This is a genomic window from Pseudomonas sp. KCJK9111, assembly GCF_046231935.1.
Lineage (GTDB): Bacteria > Pseudomonadota > Gammaproteobacteria > Pseudomonadales > Pseudomonadaceae > Aquipseudomonas > Aquipseudomonas parafulva_B.
The window spans coordinates 1-17,048 of record NZ_JBJJMO010000014.1 but is presented as its reverse complement, the minus strand read 5'-3'; the positions used below and the strand labels follow the sequence as shown (position 1 = coordinate 17,048).

11 protein-coding genes are annotated in these 17,048 nt (G+C 62.0%); 4 read left to right on the top strand and 7 right to left on the bottom strand.

Features of this window, described 5'->3' with window-relative positions; genetic code table 11:
• Positions 1–96: 96 nt before the first annotated feature.
• From dbpA to ACK59L_RS07825, 5 genes are all read right to left on the bottom strand, one after another.
• On the bottom strand, positions 97–1,434 hold the full coding sequence (gene dbpA / locus ACK59L_RS07845; RefSeq protein WP_230375157.1) for an ATP-dependent RNA helicase DbpA: 1,338 nt from the start codon (positions 1,432–1,434) through the stop codon (positions 97–99).
• A 112-nt stretch (positions 1,435–1,546) separates the two neighbouring features.
• The gene (mdtD, locus tag ACK59L_RS07840) at positions 1,547–2,974 is read right to left on the bottom strand and encodes a multidrug transporter subunit MdtD (RefSeq protein ID WP_409272834.1); all 1,428 of its coding nucleotides are present in this window, start codon (positions 2,972–2,974) and stop codon (positions 1,547–1,549) included.
• A gap of 100 nt (positions 2,975–3,074) precedes the next feature.
• Complete coding sequence (locus ACK59L_RS07835) at positions 3,075–4,394, bottom strand: TldD/PmbA family protein (RefSeq protein WP_409272832.1); 1,320 nt, start codon at positions 4,392–4,394, stop codon at positions 3,075–3,077.
• Positions 4,394–5,836, bottom strand: coding sequence for a TldD/PmbA family protein (locus tag ACK59L_RS07830; protein ID WP_409272830.1), 1,443 nt, complete (start codon positions 5,834–5,836; stop codon positions 4,394–4,396). The genes ACK59L_RS07835 and ACK59L_RS07830 overlap by 1 nt, the downstream gene beginning before the upstream one ends.
• A gap of 118 nt (positions 5,837–5,954) precedes the next feature.
• Entirely contained in the window at positions 5,955–6,845 is an 891-nt protein-coding gene (locus tag ACK59L_RS07825) for a LysR family transcriptional regulator (RefSeq protein ID WP_409272828.1), read from the bottom strand.
• A gap of 124 nt (positions 6,846–6,969) precedes the next feature.
• Between ACK59L_RS07825 and ACK59L_RS07820 the strand changes: the two genes are divergently transcribed.
• The 3 genes from ACK59L_RS07820 to ACK59L_RS07810 are packed head-to-tail and all read left to right on the top strand — an operon-like array spanning position 6,970 to position 9,860.
• Positions 6,970–7,950, top strand: a complete 981-nt coding sequence (locus tag ACK59L_RS07820; protein ID WP_409272826.1) for a hypothetical protein — start codon at positions 6,970–6,972, stop codon at positions 7,948–7,950.
• Positions 7,951–7,974: 24 nt separating this feature from the next.
• Positions 7,975–8,934, top strand: coding sequence for a 2OG-Fe(II) oxygenase (locus ACK59L_RS07815; protein ID WP_409272824.1), 960 nt, complete (start codon positions 7,975–7,977; stop codon positions 8,932–8,934).
• 2 nt (positions 8,935–8,936) lie between these two features.
• On the top strand, positions 8,937–9,860 hold the full coding sequence (locus ACK59L_RS07810) for a DMT family transporter (protein ID WP_409272822.1): 924 nt from the start codon (positions 8,937–8,939) through the stop codon (positions 9,858–9,860).
• An 18-nt stretch (positions 9,861–9,878) separates the two neighbouring features.
• Here ACK59L_RS07810 and ACK59L_RS07805 read toward each other — a convergent pair whose 3' ends face one another.
• On the bottom strand, positions 9,879–11,681 hold the full coding sequence (locus tag ACK59L_RS07805) for an acyl-CoA dehydrogenase (RefSeq protein WP_409272820.1): 1,803 nt from the start codon (positions 11,679–11,681) through the stop codon (positions 9,879–9,881).
• Positions 11,682–12,278: 597 nt separating this feature from the next.
• On the opposite strand from ACK59L_RS07805, the gene ACK59L_RS07800 reads away from it, so the two are divergent.
• The gene (locus ACK59L_RS07800; protein ID WP_409272818.1) at positions 12,279–12,716 is read left to right on the top strand and encodes a hypothetical protein; all 438 of its coding nucleotides are present in this window, start codon (positions 12,279–12,281) and stop codon (positions 12,714–12,716) included.
• Between the two features lie 147 nt (positions 12,717–12,863).
• On the opposite strand, the gene putA is transcribed toward ACK59L_RS07800, so the two are convergent.
• Positions 12,864–16,817 carry a trifunctional transcriptional regulator/proline dehydrogenase/L-glutamate gamma-semialdehyde dehydrogenase gene (putA, locus tag ACK59L_RS07795; RefSeq protein WP_409272816.1) on the bottom strand — a complete coding sequence of 1,318 codons (3,954 nt, stop codon included), beginning with the start codon at positions 16,815–16,817 and terminating at the stop codon, positions 12,864–12,866.
• Positions 16,818–17,048 lie beyond the last annotated feature (231 nt).

Below are 17,048 nucleotides of genomic sequence, written 5' to 3'. Positions count from 1 at the left end.
CCAGCGCCTACAGGGAAGGCAACTGGCTGTAGGCCTGTGATGTTCCTGTAGGGGCTGGCTTGTCTGCGATAGGCTGCAACGCGGCCCGAAAAAATGTCAGACGATGCGGACTTTGAGGGAGCGGCCCTTGATCTTGCCGCTATTCAAGCGTTGCATGGCCTGCTTGGCCAGCGCCCGCTCCACCGCCACAAACGCCTGGAAATCAAAGATCGCAATCTTGCCCACCTGCTTGCCGGGGATACCGGCATCACCGGTCAGCGCGCCGAGAATATCGCCCGGGCGCAGCTTGTCCTTGCGCCCGGCTGCGATGCACAGCGTACTCATCACCGGCAGCAGCGGCTCACCGCCCTTGTTCTTGAGGCTGTCCAACAGGTCCCAGCGCAGCGGGCTCTTCTGCAAGGCTTCGATGGCCTGGGCGCGATGGCCTTCGGCAGGTGCGACCAGGCTGACCGCGATACCCTTCTCGCCAGCGCGGCCGGTGCGGCCCACGCGGTGCACGTGGATTTCGGCATCACGCGCCAGCTCTACGTTGATGACCATGTCCAGGCCGTCGATATCCAGGCCACGGGCGGCCACATCGGTGGCCACCAGCACCGAGCTGCTGCGGTTGGCGAACATGGTCAGCACCTGGTCGCGATCCCGCTGCTCCAGGTCACCGTGCAGCGCCTGGGCCACGATGCCCTTGGCCGTAAGGTGGGCCACCACGTCTTCGCACTGCTGCTTGGTGAAGCAGAATGCCACGCAGGACTGCGGGCGATAATGGCCCAGCACCCGGGTAACCGCTTCAAGGCGCTGTTCGGGAGCGATTTCGATGAAGCGCTGCTCGATCTGGTTGTCGGTATGCAGGCTTTCGACTCTGACCTGCTGCGGGTCGCGCATAAAATCGGCCGCCAGCTGCTTGATGCCAGAGGGATAGGTGGCGGAGAACAGCAAGGTCTGACGGCGCGCTGGGGTCTTGGCAATGATGCTGGCGATGGCATCGAAGAAGCCCATGTCGAGCATGCGGTCGGCTTCGTCGAGGATCAGCGTGTTCAGGCCGCCCAAAACCAGCGTGCCCTTGTCCAGGTGCTGCTGGATGCGGCCCGGGGTGCCGACGATGATGTGCGCGCCGTGCTCCAGAGAGGCGATCTGCGGGCCCAGCGACACGCCGCCACACAGCGTCAGGATCTTGATGTTGTCTTCGGCACGGGCCAGGCGACGCAGCTCCTTGGCCACCTGGTCGGCGAGCTCGCGCGTAGGGCACAGCACCAGCGCCTGGCAGCCGAAGTACCGAGGGTTGATCGGGTTGAGCAAGCCGATACCGAAGGCGGCGGTCTTGCCGCTGCCGGTCTTGGCCTGGGCGATCAGGTCCTGGCCCTTGAGAATGACCGGCAGGCTCTGGGCCTGGATCGGCGTCATCGAGGTGTAGCCGAGGGCGTCCAGGTTGGCCAGCATGGCGGCGGACAACGGCAAGGTGGCAAAGGCGGTGGAATCGGTGGTCACGAGGCGGGCCTGCGGTGCGAAGCGAAAAATGCTGCACAGTCTACCAGCCCCGACGCCATTCGCCCTAAGACTCCACGTGCTCTTCCGGACGACGGGCACGCCTTCCGTCCGTCGGCGCCAGTTGCAGGAAGATGGCCGCCGCCAGCATGGCCATGATGCCGATGGTGAAGAACGTCAGCTGGAACGCACCCAGTGTGGTTTCCACGCCTTCGGCGCTGCCTGCTGCCGTGAAGCCGCCCAGCAGCGCGCCAGCACAGGCCACCCCCAGGCTCAGCGACAGCTGGGCCACCACCGACAACAAGCTGTTGCCGCTACTGGCGCTGGCATCGTCCAGGTCGATCAGCGTCACCGTGTTCATGGCAGTGAACTGCAGGGAGTTCACGGCGCCCAGCAGGCCCAGTTGCACCAGCAGCAACCAATACGGGGTCTGCTCGTCCACCAGGCCCAGGCCAGCGAGCAGCAGACCCAGCAGCACCGTGTTGCCAGTCAGGATGATGCGGTAACCGAGCCGTTCGATCAGCGGCCTGGCGACGGACTTGGCGACCATGGCCGCCGCCGCCAAGGGGATCATGCTCATGCCCGCCTGGGCCGGTGAATACCCAAGCGCTACCTGAAGCAGCAGCGGTACCAGGAACGGCAGTGCACCGCTGCCCAGGCGGGCGAACAGGTTGCCCAGGATACCGATGGCGAAGGTACGTACGCGGAACAGGCTCGGAGAGAACAACGGCTCCGGGTCGCGCCCGGCTCGCAGCCAGTAGGCCGCCAGGCAGGCCATGCCGGCGAACAGCAGCAACATGACGCGCAAGTGCGGCAGGTGCAGCTCGCCCAGGCCTTCCATGGCGATGGTGATCAGCACCATCGCGGCGCCGAACAGCAAAAAGCCCGGCCCGTCGAACGTAGTGCGCTCGGCGCCGCGCAGGTCGGGTATGAACTTCCAGACGGCGTAACAGCCCAGCAGGCCGACCGGCAAGTTGAGCAGGAAGATCCAGTGCCAGCTCAGGATCTCCACCAGCCAGCCACCTACCGTCGGGCCCAGCAATGGCCCGAGCAGACCCGGGATGGTGATGAAGCTCATGATGCGCACCAGTTCGGTGCGAGGATAGGCGCGCAGCACCACCAGCCGACCGACCGGCAGCATCAGCGCCCCGCCGAGCCCCTGCACGATCCGCGCGAAGATCAGAAAGCCCAGGCTGTTGGCCACTGCGCATAGCAACGAGCCGAAACTGAACAGCAGGATGGCGCTGAAGAAGATGCGCTTGGTGCCGAAACGGTCGGCGATCCAGCCCGAGGCGGGGATCAGCAAGGCCACGGTGAGCATGTATGAAATGATCACACCCTGCATGCGCAGGGGGTCTTCGGCCAGGGAGCGGGCCATGGCGGGCAGCGCGGTGTTGAGAATGGTGCCGTCCAGCGACTGCATGAAGAAGGCGATCGCCACCACCCATGGCAGCCAGCGGGCGGTGATGGGGTCGAGCGGGGTGCGTTCGGGCATGACGTCCTCGTCTGTCTGTACTGGCCTCTCGACGGCAAGCGCCGCGCCTACGGGGCGTGGCAGGCGTGGCTACCGCCGTGAGGTGGCCGGCAAAATCCAATCACAATGTCAGCGTCAGCGCTTTGACCAGCGCGCCGGGCAAATGACTCGATCCGGTGCTGCGTTGCCCGTAAGTGCTGGTCGACAGAATCAGCTCCCGCTCGCACGTCAACGCCTCCAGTTGCTCGCCCAGCAGGTTGTACAGGCTGTCATCGAAGCGCATCGTGTTGACCGGCCCCTGGATCTGCCCGTCCTGCACCCAGAACGTGGCGAAGCGGGTCAGGCCGGTCATGCGCGCTGCGGGCAGGTCGGAGTAGTTCAAGTACCACAGGTTGCTGATGTACAGGCCGGTGCCGAGCCGCTCCAGAACATCTTCACGGGGTAATTGACCGGGCGCGAGGCTGAGCGCGCAGGGCGACTCGTAGCTGTCGGCCCCGTTTGCCAGCACCCCGAACTCGGCCGCGCTGCGCGCGCAAGCCAGGCGTTGTGCTGGCTTGCCCTGCTCGATCAGCGCCACGTCCAGGCGCGGTGAGCCTTCGTCGGAGAACGCTGGACTCAGTGAACCGCTGACCTGCTCGGCGAAGCTGATCAGTGGGCTCAGGGTGGCGTCACCGCTGTACAGGCGCTGCAGGGCACTGCTGCCGGTCGCCAGGGCCTGCGCCGAGAAGCCGCCCCAGCACAGCATGCCGGCGATTTCGTCCATGGCCGCTGGCGCCAGGTAGGCGCGGTAGCTGCCCGGTTGCAGTACCACCGGCGCACGCCCCAGGTAGCCCAACTGCGCCCGAGCCTGACGCAGGCGGGCGGTGAAGTCGTCGGCACGCCATACCTGCCCGGCATAGTTGGCCTTGACCGCCTGGCCGCTCTCGTGGAACAGGCTCCAGTCGATGTTGAAGCTATTGGCCTGGTGCCAGCCAAAGGCGCCGAACGAGCTGGCGAAACCGCGCCAGATCGGGCCTGCGGCATAAATGCCGACCAGGTCCAGGTCACCGGCTTCCTGTTCCAGCAGGGCCAGCACCTCATTCAGCTCGGGCAGGGCCTGCGTCTGTTGGCTATCACTGCGCCAGGCACTTTCATCCAGCCTCAGGTACGGGTCTGCCGCCAGTAGCGGCAGCATCTGGCGCAGTTGCGACAGGGCGTCGAGCAGGCGCTGGCGGTCCAGCTGCGCATCACCGCTAAGGGTCACCTGTTGCTCGGCCTGACGACCAGCGTGGATCAAGCGCAGGTGAGCACTGGCCTGGCTCACCTCGCCCGCCTGACGGACCTTGGCATGGTTCAAGCGCACGAACTGCGACTGCTCGGCACTCAACCCCAGGGTGTAGTGTTCGCCTGCTTGCAGGGCAGCGCCCAGGGTGTCGATGAGGGATTGGAAGGCCTGTTTCATCATGCATCTCCTCCAAACACGTCGATGGCGCTGAACACGCAAGCTGGCGAGGCGTGCCCAACCCGGATCACCTGGTTGGGCTCGCCCTTGCCACAATTGGGCGTCCCCAGGACCTGGAAGGTGCTGCGGTCGCCGACGGCGGCCAGGTTGCGCCAGAACCGTGCGGAGATGCCGCGGTAGTTGGGGTTCTTCACGATGCCCTTGAGTTCGCCATTCTCGATCAGTTGGCCCCATTCGCAGCCGAACTGGAACTTGTTGCGCGCATCGTCGATGGACCAGGACCGGTTGGTGCGCATCAGGATGCCATGCTCGATACCTGCGATCAGCTGATCCAGGGACTGGTCCCCCGGCTCTATGTTCAGGTTCGCCATGCGGTCGATCGGCGCCCGGTTCCAGCCGCAGGCGCGGCTATTGGCCACGCCGCCAAGACCAGAGCGGAACTGGGAAAGGGCACCGCCCAGCGGGCGCAGCAGCACGCCGTCCTGAATGAGAAATTGCTTGCTGGCCGGCGTGCCATCGTCGTCGTGGCTGTAGCTGGCCAGCTCTTCGTTCAAGGTCGGGTCGAAGGTTACGTTCAGCAGGGATGAACCATACTGCAACTGGCCAAAGTCACTGGCTTTGACGAAGCTGGTACCGGCGTAGTTGCGCTCATCGCCCAGGATGCGGTCCATCTCCAAGGGGTGCCCGATGGATTCGTGGATCTGCAGCATCATCTGGTCAGGCATCAACAGCAGGTCGCGTACGCCGCTGGGCGTGTTCGGCGCCTGCAGCAATTGCAGGGCCTGGTCGGCAACCTGCCGGGCCGAGCCCCTCAGGCCGCAGCGCTCGATGATTTCGAAGCCGCCTTGCTGACCGAAGTTCTCCCTGCCCAGGCTGCGGCTCTGGCTGTCCTGGCCATTGCTGGCCGTCACGGCCAGGCCAGGGAACAGAAAGCGCTGGGCCTGGCGCAGTTCGGCACCGGCCGAGTTCAGGTAAGTCTGCTCGACCAGGCTCATGCCAAGGCTTGCCTGCCAGTCCACCAGGCGCGAGTCCGACGGCACGCTGGCCGATTCTTCGGCGAGCAAGCCGAGGCAGTCGGCAAGGCCCGGCATCGGTTGGTCGAAATGAGGCGAAAGGTAATCGTGGCGCCCAGTCGGCACAGGCTGTTCGCGCAGGTCCAGCAGGCTGTAGCGGGCAATCTGTCGAGCGAGGGTTTCAGCCTGCTCCAATGCGCGCTGCAGGCCACTCTGGGACAGATCGGCCGTGGCGGCGTAGGCCTCCACACCGTTGATGCGCACGGTCAGCATGGCGCCCTCGTCCTGGCTCAAGGCAGGCGGTTCGGCAACGTTGCGGCGCACGGACAATGCCTGGTGCGACTGCCTGACATGGCGCAAGGAAAACAGATCGGCCGTGCTGCGCAGGGCGGCGAAGCGCTGGCGCAGCAGGGTGCTGGAATCGAACATGGACAAGCCTCCGGATACACGGTGGCTCCCTGGAACCACGCGCTGGGCAATGCCGAGACGGGCCGCGCTGCGGGCTCGGGCAATGCCGGGTCATTATGGCAGCCTGCTGATGTGCTGGTCAGGCATTAACGGGCGTTTGCGTTGCGGCGAGCTCTGAGTCGGCTTCTTTTTGAATCGCAGCCTTGAGCACTGCGTGCAGATGTACTGCCACAGGGTGCGCGGAGTCCGTCAGCAGGTAGATGCCGTGCGCGGGAAGCGTCGGCAGGTCCTGGTCATGCAAAAAGACCAGCGAGTCGTCGGCTTCGAGCTCCTCGACGATGCCAACTGCCAGGCCACTTTTGACACAGGCCAGTACCGCATGCCAGTTGGCACTTTCCAGCAGGATACGGTACGCAATGCCTTCGGCTTTCAATGCCTGGACCGCTGCCTCCCGGTAGGGACAGCCCTTTAGCTGCAATGCCAGAGGTAGCGGGCGGCTGTGATCGCGGATGAAGCCCTTCGCGGCGGCCCAACGGGGTTTTGTGGGGCGCAGCCAGTCACCCTGCTGGATGTGCTCGCTGCTGACCGCCACGGCCAGGTCCAGTTGCTGCCTGGCAAACAGGTCCAGCAACTGCGCGCTGGAGCACGCCACAGCTTCCAGCTCCATCTTCGGATTACTGGCAACGAATACCGGCAGGCATTCACTCATGAGCGTGGCGGCATAGCCATCCGGTACCCCCAGACGGACTTTGCCTGTCAGTTGCCGGGGGGACAGCGTCGCCAGCAGCTTGTCGTGGGCGATCAGAAAGCGTGTCGCCTCGCCCAGTAGATGCCGGCCTGCGGGGGTGAGCTCCACTGCCTGGTTGCTGCGCGCAAACAGCTGTTGGCCAACCTGCTCTTCGAGCTTTTGTATCTGCGTGGTCACTGCTGAAGGACTGCGATGGACATAGTCTGCCGCTGCGTTGAAACGACCGAGTCGAGCCACGGCCTGAAAAGTTCGCAACACATTGATATCTAGACCTTTGCCCATGAAAGCACCTGATTTGGCTGGATCGAATCAGCACTTCGATTTAATCAACTGTACAGGCTTTATAACCCCTCTTAACGTGAGGTCAAAGCGCGCGCCACTCCCGAAATGCAAAGGAATGATACGGATGAGCTTGAACGACTTTGTTGTAGACGCTCTTGTGCATACCCCTTCCTATCAATGTGCACGGTTATGGTCCGTCGAAAACCATGAGAAATACTCAACCCTCGTGTCGCCCGACCAGGGCACTCAAGTCACCTACCGTTTCAATCACGAGATATTTCTGCTCATGCGCGCCCTCAACGAACAGGGCTTGAACCAATCTGGCTTATGCGCCGATGCGCAAGGGAGGGGGCCACTGCGCAGCGTTATTGGTGATGTAGCGCAACGACTGGCTGCACTGTGCCGCGGCCGGAGCGTTCACTACGTCGAACTGGGGCCGGAACCGGTCAAGAGTGCTTGTTTGCTCAAGCAAATGGCTGATGCCTGTACAACCGTTCGCTATACCGCCATCGACATCAATCAGACGTCCGAACCGGCCATGAGGGATGCCCTGTGTCCGATCCTGGGCAACCAGGGAAGCTTCAACTATATCGCTGCCGACTATCGCACCGTGACCCGCGAAGCGTTGCACCCTGGAGAGGACATCACACTGATTACCTTGCTGGGCTTTCAGGAGGGCAATGAATGGCCGGTCAGTACGGGCAGACTGATTCGTACACTGGCCGGGAAGGGGACCTACGTTCTTTCTGAAATGCAGGTATACGAGCCTGGCCTGGAGCAAACCATTCTCGGTTTCTACGCCAACGCCAATATGGTTCAGTTCTCTCGTTTGGTTGCCCTGCAGCAAGGTTTCTGCCCCATGGCCGAGCATGAAGCTGTACTGGTGCCTCTGCGCATACTCGACGAAACCGTCCATGTGGCAGTCACCTTGCAGCCTGTTCTACGCGAGCAAACGCAGGGGTTTCTTTTGACCAACATCTGTCTGAAGTTCACCCCGGAGCAGTTTCGTCGCACCAGGGCTCGACACTGCAACTGCAGGGTCGTGGATGAATTTGCCAGCGGTGATGGTTCGGTGCGCTATCAGATCGCTGAGTACCTCCAATAGCGTGATCAAACGGAGATATACGTCATGAGCCATTCGAATACCTTGCCCTTGTTCGAACGCGGCCTGGGCCGCGTCAAGCTGGCGCTCAAGTCGACATTCAAGGGTGCGCCTCGGCCATCAAAAGCCTGTTATGAAGATAACGCTTGCTGGCGGGACGATCTGCTGCAGCCGGTAGGGCCTGCTATCGCAGACATTCGTACGCTGGGCGAGCTGGGATACAGTCAGAGCCCACATGCAACCGTAGCCGTTGATACGATCACAGGCGTTGCGGCGGTTCATCGGTTGTTCACACCTGAGTGCGTCACGGTTTTGCAAGACATCTGCGCACGCCTGGAGAAAGGGGCAGGTGACAGTGACTGGATCATTTCCAGGCGCACGCGAGGGGTGACGGCACGCTCGCCGTTTATCAACGACATGATGAACAGTCGTGCATTTCTGTTAGCTGTCTCGCGCATCGCAGGTGTGCCACTGGTGCCTTATCCGATGCTCAACGCCCGCTCGCAGGTCAACTACTACTACCCAAAACCGCCCGAGCAACAGCAGCAAAGGGGCATGTGGCATACCGACGGCACCAACTATGTGTTGAACATCGTGTTGACGGACCCGGCCAGTTACACCGGCGGCGAATTCCTGTACCACAATGGCACGGTCGATACGTTCGACGCCCTGGACTACCGGACCTTCGAGATGGCGCATCTGAACGCATCAGGCGATGCGCTGCTCATCTTTGGCAGTCGGTTGTTCCACGGTGTGCGACCGGTGCTCAGCGGACGGCGAATGTCACTCGTGTTGTCCTTTCATTGCCCCTACTTCAACGACGATTCCAACCGCTTCTGGCACTTGGCGTCGGATGACGGCATCCCTCGTACAGTCCCCAATTGGTTGGGTCTGCGCTGGGCGCTCCACCGGTCAGCAGCCCGTCATTACGCCAGGCTGGGTATCGAACCGATAACGTTCGAAGAACTACGTCATACAGGGGCGTAACCATGCCTGCCAGTGCGCTCTACATGGTGATCTTGCAAGTTGTCTTTGTCCTGTCCTGGAGTTCCGGTTTCATTGGCGCCCGGCTCGGCACGCAGGATGCAGGCGCAGTGAACTTGCTGTTCTGGCGCTTCCTATTGGTCAGTCTTTGTTTATTGCCGTTTGTTTTGCATCGATTACGTAACCTGTCCTGGGCGCAAGTTCGCTACAACGCAGTCATCGGTTTCCTGGCTCAGTTCGCTTACCTGATCAGTGTCTACATTGCCATACGCGGTGGCTTGCCTGCGGGGATAGCCGCCATCATCTGCGCGCTGCAGCCCCTGATCACGGCGGCAATGGGTAGTGCGGATCAGCAGGAGCGAAGCGGCAGGCAGGAGTGGCTTGGGCTGGTACTCGGGTTTGCCGGGGTCAGTGTGGTGATTCTTGGTGAATACAGCTTGTCTTCAACTCGGCTCGAGCCATGGCTGTATGCGCTGCCGCTGATTGCCGCGATCACGTTATCGATTGCCACCGTTTACCAACGGCGACAGTCGGTCATGGGCACGGATCACAGTAAAGAGGGCTTGTTGATGCCGCTCTTCCTGCAATCGAGCGCGACGCTGGTACTGCTCAGTGTCACAGGAGTGCCGTTGCGCCTGATCGAGCTGCCCAGCAGTGCTCAGGTATGGGTGGCGGTGGCGTGGTTGACCTTGTTTTCGACCTTCATCGCCTACCTGAGCCTGTGGATACTCTTGACCAAGCTGTCGGCAACACGGGTGTCCGCGTTGGTCTACCTGGAACCCCCTGTAACGCTCATTTGGGCGGCGTTGATGTTCGGCGATGCCATTCATTGGACGACCTACCTGGGTATCACGATAGTCGCCACTGGCATTGCCATCACCCGTACCGCTCGACGTGTGCCGTCAGCAGGGGAGTGCCCGCAACGATGAGCGGGCCAAGGCCACTTTCTAGAACCACTCTTGTTGCATGTTCAAGCTGGTGTCATCGCGCGCTTCAAGCAAGGCCAGGTCTGCATGGCAGCCCGGTATTTCGCAGGTCAGGAAATACCGGGCTGCCTGCAGCTTGCCGAGGTAGAAGTCGCGGTCAGCCGCGGCGCGCTGAAGCAGACCGAGTTCGGCATGAATCGCCTGTTCCAGCCAGCGCCAGCCAATCACGCAATGGCCGAAGACCTTGAGGTACAGGGCCGAGTTGGCCAGGGCGCCGGCGACCTTGCCCTGGGCCAGGTCGCCGAGCAGGGCCAGGGTGACACCTTGCAAGCGATTGACCAGCTGTTCCAGTGGCTGGCGCAGCGGGTCGAGGTTGGGGTGATGGCTGGCGCGCTCACCAGTGATAGCGATCAGGCGCATCAAGTGCTTGAGTCCGGCACCCCCGTTCTGGGCCAGCTTGCGGCCCAGCAGATCGAGCGACTGGATGCCCTCGGTCCCTTCGTGGATGGGGTTCAGGCGATTGTCACGGTAATACTGCTCGACCGGGTACTCCCGGGTGTAGCCGTGGCCGCCGAGAATCTGGATGGCCAGTTCGTTCGCTTTCAGGCAATACGCCGAGGGCCAGGATTTGACGATGGGCGTCAACAGGTCGAGCAGCGCCTGGGCCTGCTGGCGAGTGTCTTCATCGGGCGCCGTGTGGGTGTCGTCGAACAGGCGCGCCGCATACAAGCCCAGGTCGAAAGCGCCTTCCACATAGGCCTTTTGCGCAAGCAGCATCCTTTTGACATCGGTGTGCTCGATGATCGGGATGGCCGGGGTTTGTGGGTCCTTGTTGTCGGCTGATCGGCCCTGTGGGCGCTGCCGCGCATAGCCCAGCGAGTACAGGTAGCCGGCGTAACCAAGCATCACCGCGCCCATGCCGACGCCGATGCGTGCTTCGTTCATCATCTGGAACATGCAGGCCAGGCCTTGATGTGGCTGGCCGACCAGATAGCCCACGCACTGGCCGTTGTCGCCGAAGTTCAGCGCCGTGGACGTGGTGCCGCGCCAGCCCATCTTGTGAAACAGCCCCGCCAGCACTACGTCATTGCGCGAGCCCCGGCTGCCGTCGGGCCCGACCAGGTACTTGGGCACGATGAACAGCGAGATGCCTTTGACCCCCGGTGGGGCATCCGGCAGTTTGGCCAGGACCATGTGCACGATGTTTTCCGACAGCTCATGGTCACCGCCGGAGATGAAAATCTTGTTGCCCCGGAGCCGGTAGCTGCCGTCACCGGCCGGTTCTGCGCGGGTGCGGATGTCAGCCAGCGATGAGCCGGCGTGGGGTTCGGTCAGGGCCATGGTGCCGAAGTAGCGGCCCTCGATCATCGGCTGCAGGTACAGGCGCTTTTGTTCTTCGCTGCCGAAGCTCTCGATCAGGTTGGCCGCGCCCATGGTCAGGAACGGGTAGGCGGTGGTGCCGGCGTTCGCAGCCTGAAAATGGGCAAAGCAGGCTTGTGACACCAGGCTGGGCAACTGCATGCCCCCGACCTCGAAGTCGCGGTTGGCGTTGAGGAAACCGGCTTCAAGAAAAGCATCCACGGCAGGCTTGACCTCGGGGATCAGCTCGGCGCGGCCGTCTACGTAGCGCGGTTCGTTTTCGTCAGCTTTGCGGTTGTGGGGGGCGAAATATTTCTCGGCGATGGTGCGCGCGGTGGTCAGCGCAGCGTCGAAGGTTTCACGGCTGTGCTCGGCAAAGCGCGGGCGTTGGGTCAGGGCTTCGGCGTCGAGGACTTCGTAGAGCTCGAAGGCCAGGTTGCGAGGGCTGAGCAGGGTCTCGGGCATGGGGCGGTCCTAGAGCGGGCTTGGTGCGAGTCTAGGATTGGCCGAACAGGGCTGGCTACCATGATTGATTCAGATGATGTTCAGTCACAGATTCTCGTATTTGGAACGTCTGATGTCGGTTGACGGGGCAAAGAGGCTGGGTTGAGTGAGCGTCAAGAGAAGTAGGTTTTCACAGTAATAGTGCAGCACCTGTGAGATCAAAAGGCATGCATCTGTCAGCCATGGCACCTTCCAAGCTCAGATGTTCCACTGACGGCATGAAGAATTTGAAGCATCAGAGACTTGTTCGGAGAAGTCAGCAGGAAGCTAGCTTCCTACGACCTCAGGGGGATGAGGGGCGTATTTTTCGAGCGAGGGGAAAGACTATGCCAATACCCGTAGGCTTGTAAGTCAGAGGTGGGTACCGTTGGGTGAAAATGAGCGGAGTTTCGTCAGGTTATCGGCTAAACATCGATATGGCGATGTACGACGGATAACGCAGAACGATGTACAGGCTGACGATGCATGGGCGATCACGGGGCAGTCTTGGCACTGGCGTCCTGTGGTGCCTGACGAGGAGTATGAGTATAGAGGGGGCGCCTATTGATGGTCTCAAATATGAATAAGCAACGATCGATATACTTGTTTTGGGCAAGTATGGATGCTTTTTATATTGTTTTGTACATCTTGCGTAGTGTCGCCCGAGGCGCAATACCTTTTTGGTCAGATTTGAACAGTGGTCTTGAAGTGGTGCGGAGTTGGGGTGGTCCAGGGATTGTGATTTGGGTCGGGCTGTTTTTACAGCTTTCAGTTATTGTTACGTGTGTGAGTTTTTTCAAGTATCAAAAATTCGCGGTGTTTTTGGCGGTGGTGCAGATGCCACTCAGATTGTTCTTCATTGTTCCGTCAATTTCGGTGGTTTTGCTCTTGCCTATGGTAGTTGCTGGCATCAATACCTGGATATGGGTTGGGTTGTTAATTGCCTCAGAGGCGATTAAGGGATGGAGTATCTGGCGGCTTTGGCGTACCTCTGGATCGCCCATCTTGGAAAGATAGTGTGGCCGATGCCGCGGGCGGCGTTCGGTCTCCGGCGCTGCAAAGGGTGGAGACTGTGAGACTGTCTGCCATCCCCAGTCTCAAGTCATGCACTCCATAAAAAAGGGAGAGCCGAAGCTCTCCCTTTTTCTTCAACAACCCTCAGCCTCAGCCAATGGTCATCAAGCTGGCGTTACCCCCAGCCGCCGCAGTGTTCACACTCACCGCCCGCTCGATCACCAGGCGCTCCAGTGCAATCTGATGATCACCGCTGGACAAGCCGTGTACCCCGACAATCGCCCCAGCACGCTTGGCCACCTGCTGGCAGACACTGCGCAGCTGGTCCGAATCGCCGTGATGGATCACGGCATCGAACGCCACTTCGTCCTTGGTCCAGTCCGGTACCAGCTTCACCTTGGCCTGCAGTTCGCGTGGCAGGCGGGCGCGCAGGGCCTTGCCTGGTTCGCCGTCGGCCCACACCGCTGAGCTGCCCACCGCCAGCACGGCAGCGAACTGCGCCAGCAGGTCGGTTTCGTTGTCCGCCAGGCACAGCACGTGTTCGCGCGGCAGGATGGTGTAAGTGTTGCGCTCGCCGGTCGGGCCTGGCAGCAGACGGGCGATACCGCTCTGCGACTGGCTGGCGAACTGGCTGCACAGCACGGCGAGGTCGGACAGCTGATTGCTCTCGGCCCAGGCCTTCAGCGCGTGGAGCGGCTTGACAAGCTGCTCGTGCAGCGCGCGGTCTGGCTTGGCTTCGCCGTCCTGGTGCTGGAAGTGGCTACCGATGGCGTCCGCCGGGCGGGTCGACAGCAGGCGGTACAGGTACAGCGGGCCGCCGGCTTTGGGGCCAGTGCCCGACAAGCCTTCGCCACCGAACGGCTGTACGCCTACGACGGCACCGACGATGTTGCGGTTGACGTACAGGTTGCCGGCATGGGCCGACTCGACCACCTTGGCAATGGTTTCGTCGATACGCGTGTGCACACCCAGGGTCAGGCCGTAGCCCGAATTGTTGATCTGTTCGATCAACTGGTCCAGGTTGCGGCGGTTGTAGCGCACCACGTGCAGTACTGGGCCGAAGATCTCGCGCTTGAGCTCGTCGAAGCTGTCCAGTTCGATCAAGGTTGGCATCACGAAGGTGCCACGCTTGATCTCGGCGCTGTCGGCAATCGCCACCTGATAGACCGAGCGGCCTTTCTCGCGCATGCCCTGGATGTGCTTCTCGATGCCAGCCTTGGCTTCAGCGTCGATCACAGGGCCGATGTCCACGGCCAGGCGATCCGGGCAACCGAGCCGGCTTTCGGCCATGGCGCCCTTGAGCATCTCGATCACGCGGTCGGCGGAGTCTTCCTGCAGGCACAGTACGCGCAGCGCGGAGCAACGCTGGCCGGCACTGTCGAAGGCTGAGGACACGACATCGATCACCACCTGCTCGGTCAGTGCCGAGGAGTCGACGATCATCGCGTTCTGGCCGCCGGTTTCGGCGATCAGTGGCACTGGGCGGCCCTGGTTGTCCAGGCGGCCTGCCACGTTGCGTTGCAGCAGACGCGCCACCTCGGTGGAGCCGGTGAACATCACGCCCTTGACGCGCTCGTCACCCACCAGGCCAGCACCGACGGTTTCGCCGCGGCCCGGCAGCAGTTGCAGGACACCTTCCGGAATGCCGGCTTCCAGCAGCAGGCGCACGGCCTGGGCGGCGATCAGCGGGGTTTGCTCGGCAGGCTTGGCCAATACCGGGTTGCCGGCGGCCAAGGCTGCTGCCACCTGGCCGGTGAAGATCGCCAGCGGGAAGTTCCATGGGCTGATGCACACCACAGGGCCCAATGGGCGGTGGGCATCGTTGCTCAGGTCGTTGCGCGCCTGGACGGCGTAGTAGCGCAGGAAGTCGACGGCTTCGCGCACTTCGGCAATGGCGTTGGCAAAGGTCTTGCCGGCTTCGCGGATCAACAGACCCATCAGGGGCTGAATCTCGGCTTCCATCAGGTCGGCCGTGCGTTCCAGGATGGCGGCGCGCTCGGCTGGCGGGGTGGCCTGCCAGATGGGCGCTGCGTTGAGTGCGCACTGGATGGCATTGTCGACGTCTGCAACGGTCGCTTCCTGAACGTGGCCGACCACATCGCGGTGATCGGCAGGGTTCAGCACCGGCGTTGCCGCACTGTCACTGGCGGTGCAGGCCAGCAGCGGACCGGCTTTCCAGTCGTTGTTGGCGGTGGCCAGCATGGCGCAGGACAGCGAAGCCAGGCGGTGTTCGTTGGCCATGTCGATGCCGGCGGAGTTGGCCCGCTCGGTGCCGTACAGGTCACGTGGCAGCGGAATGCGGGGGTGTGGCAAGCCGATGCGGCCTTCCTGGGTACCCATGCGCTCGATGCTGGTAACAGGGTCGGCGACCAGTTCCTGGATGGAAATGGACTGGTCGGCGATGCGGTTGACGAACGAGGTGTTCGCGCCGTTTTCCAGCAGGCGGCGAACCAGGTAGGCCAGCAGGGTTTCGTGGGTGCCGACCGGCGCATACACGCGGCAAGGGCGGTTCAGCTTGCCGTCGGCGATCTTGCCGACCACCTGTTCGTACAGCGGCTCACCCATGCCGTGCAGGCACTGGAACTCGTACTGGCCGGGGTAGTAGTTCTGCCCGGCGATCTGGTAGATGGCCGACAGGGTGTGGGCGTTGTGCGTGGCGAACTGCGGGTAGATGGCCTCGGGCACAGCCAGCAGCTTGCGCGCGCAGGCGACGTACGATACGTCGGTGTAGACCTTGCGGGTGTAGACCGGGTAGCCCTCCAGGCCTTCGACCTGGGCGCGCTTGATCTCGCTGTCCCAGTAGGCACCTTTTACCAGGCGGATCATCAGGCGGTGGCGGCTGCGCTTGGCCAGGTCGATCACGTAGTCGATCACATACGGGCAGCGCTTCTGGTACGCCTGGATCACGAAGCCGATACCGTTCCAGCCGGCCAGCGCGGGCTCGAAGCACAGGCGCTCGAGCAGGTCCAGGGACAGCTCAAGGCGATCGGCTTCCTCGGCATCGATGTTCAGGCCGATGTCGTATTGCTTGGCCAGCAGGGTCAGGGACAGCAGGCGCGGGTACAACTCTTCCATCACCCGCTCGTACTGGGCACGGCTGTAGCGTGGGTGCAGGGCCGAGAGCTTGATGGAAATGCCCGGGCCTTCATAGATGCCACGGCCGTTGGAAGCCTTGCCGATCGAGTGGATGGCTTGCTCATAGGATGCCAGGTACTTTTGGGCATCATGCTCGGTGAGTGCTGCTTCACCGAGCATGTCATAGGAATAACGGAAGCCCTTGGACTCGAAGCGCGTGGCATTGGCCAGTGCTTCGGCGATGGTTTCGCCGGTGACGAACTGCTCGCCCATCAAGCGCATGGCCATGTCCACGCCCTTGCGGATCATCGGCTCGCCGCTCTTGCCGATGATACGGGTCAGCGAGGAGGTCAGGCCGGATTCGTTGTGGGTGCTTACCAGCCTGCCCGTCAGCAACAGGCCCCAGGTGGCGGCATTGACGAACAGCGACGGGCTGTTGCCCAGGTGCGGCTGCCAGTTGCCGGTGCTGATCTTGTCGCGGATCAGGGCGTCGCGGGTGCCTTTGTCGGGGATGCGCAGCAGCGCTTCGGCCAGGCACATCAGCGCCACACCTTCCTGCGAAGACAACGAGAATTCCTGCAGCAGGCCTTGAACGATGCCGGCCCGGCCACCGGTGCTCTTCTGGTTGCGCAGTTTCTCGGCGATACCGGCAGCCATCTTGTTGGCCGCGTCGGCAAGCGGAGCGCTCAGGCGCGCCTGCTCCAGCAGCATCGGCACCATTTCCTGCTCGGGCCGACGGTAGGCTGCGGTAATGGCCGAGCGCAGGACCGACTGCGGCAGGATGCTTTCGGCGAATTCCATGAAGCTCTGGTGACCTTGCTCGGGCTGTACATCGCCGGCTTCATCGCTCAGGCCCAGGGCCTGGCCACTGATTTCGGTCAGGGTCGCGCCACCCTCGAGCTTCTCCAGGTAGCTGAAGATCGCTTGCTTGATCAACCAGTGCGGCGTGCGGTCCACGGACAGCGCAGCGGCCTTGAGTCGTTCACGGGTAGGGTCATCGAGTTTGACCCCAAGGGTGGTCGTCGCCATTTCTTATCCTCATTATTGCCACGAGTGCGGCTTAAGCTGGCGACAAGATTATCTGTAGGAAAACGCGGGTGCAACCAGGTGCAACCCTAAAATGTCGCGAATAAGGTGCAACTCGTCAGGCTGTCGTTTTTAGTGAGGGCCATAGCGTCAAGTCGGCAGGATTTTGTTCTATAAAAGGGTAACGCCTGCCTCATTAGGGAGCAAAAACGGGGCTTTGTCTGAAAAAGCGTG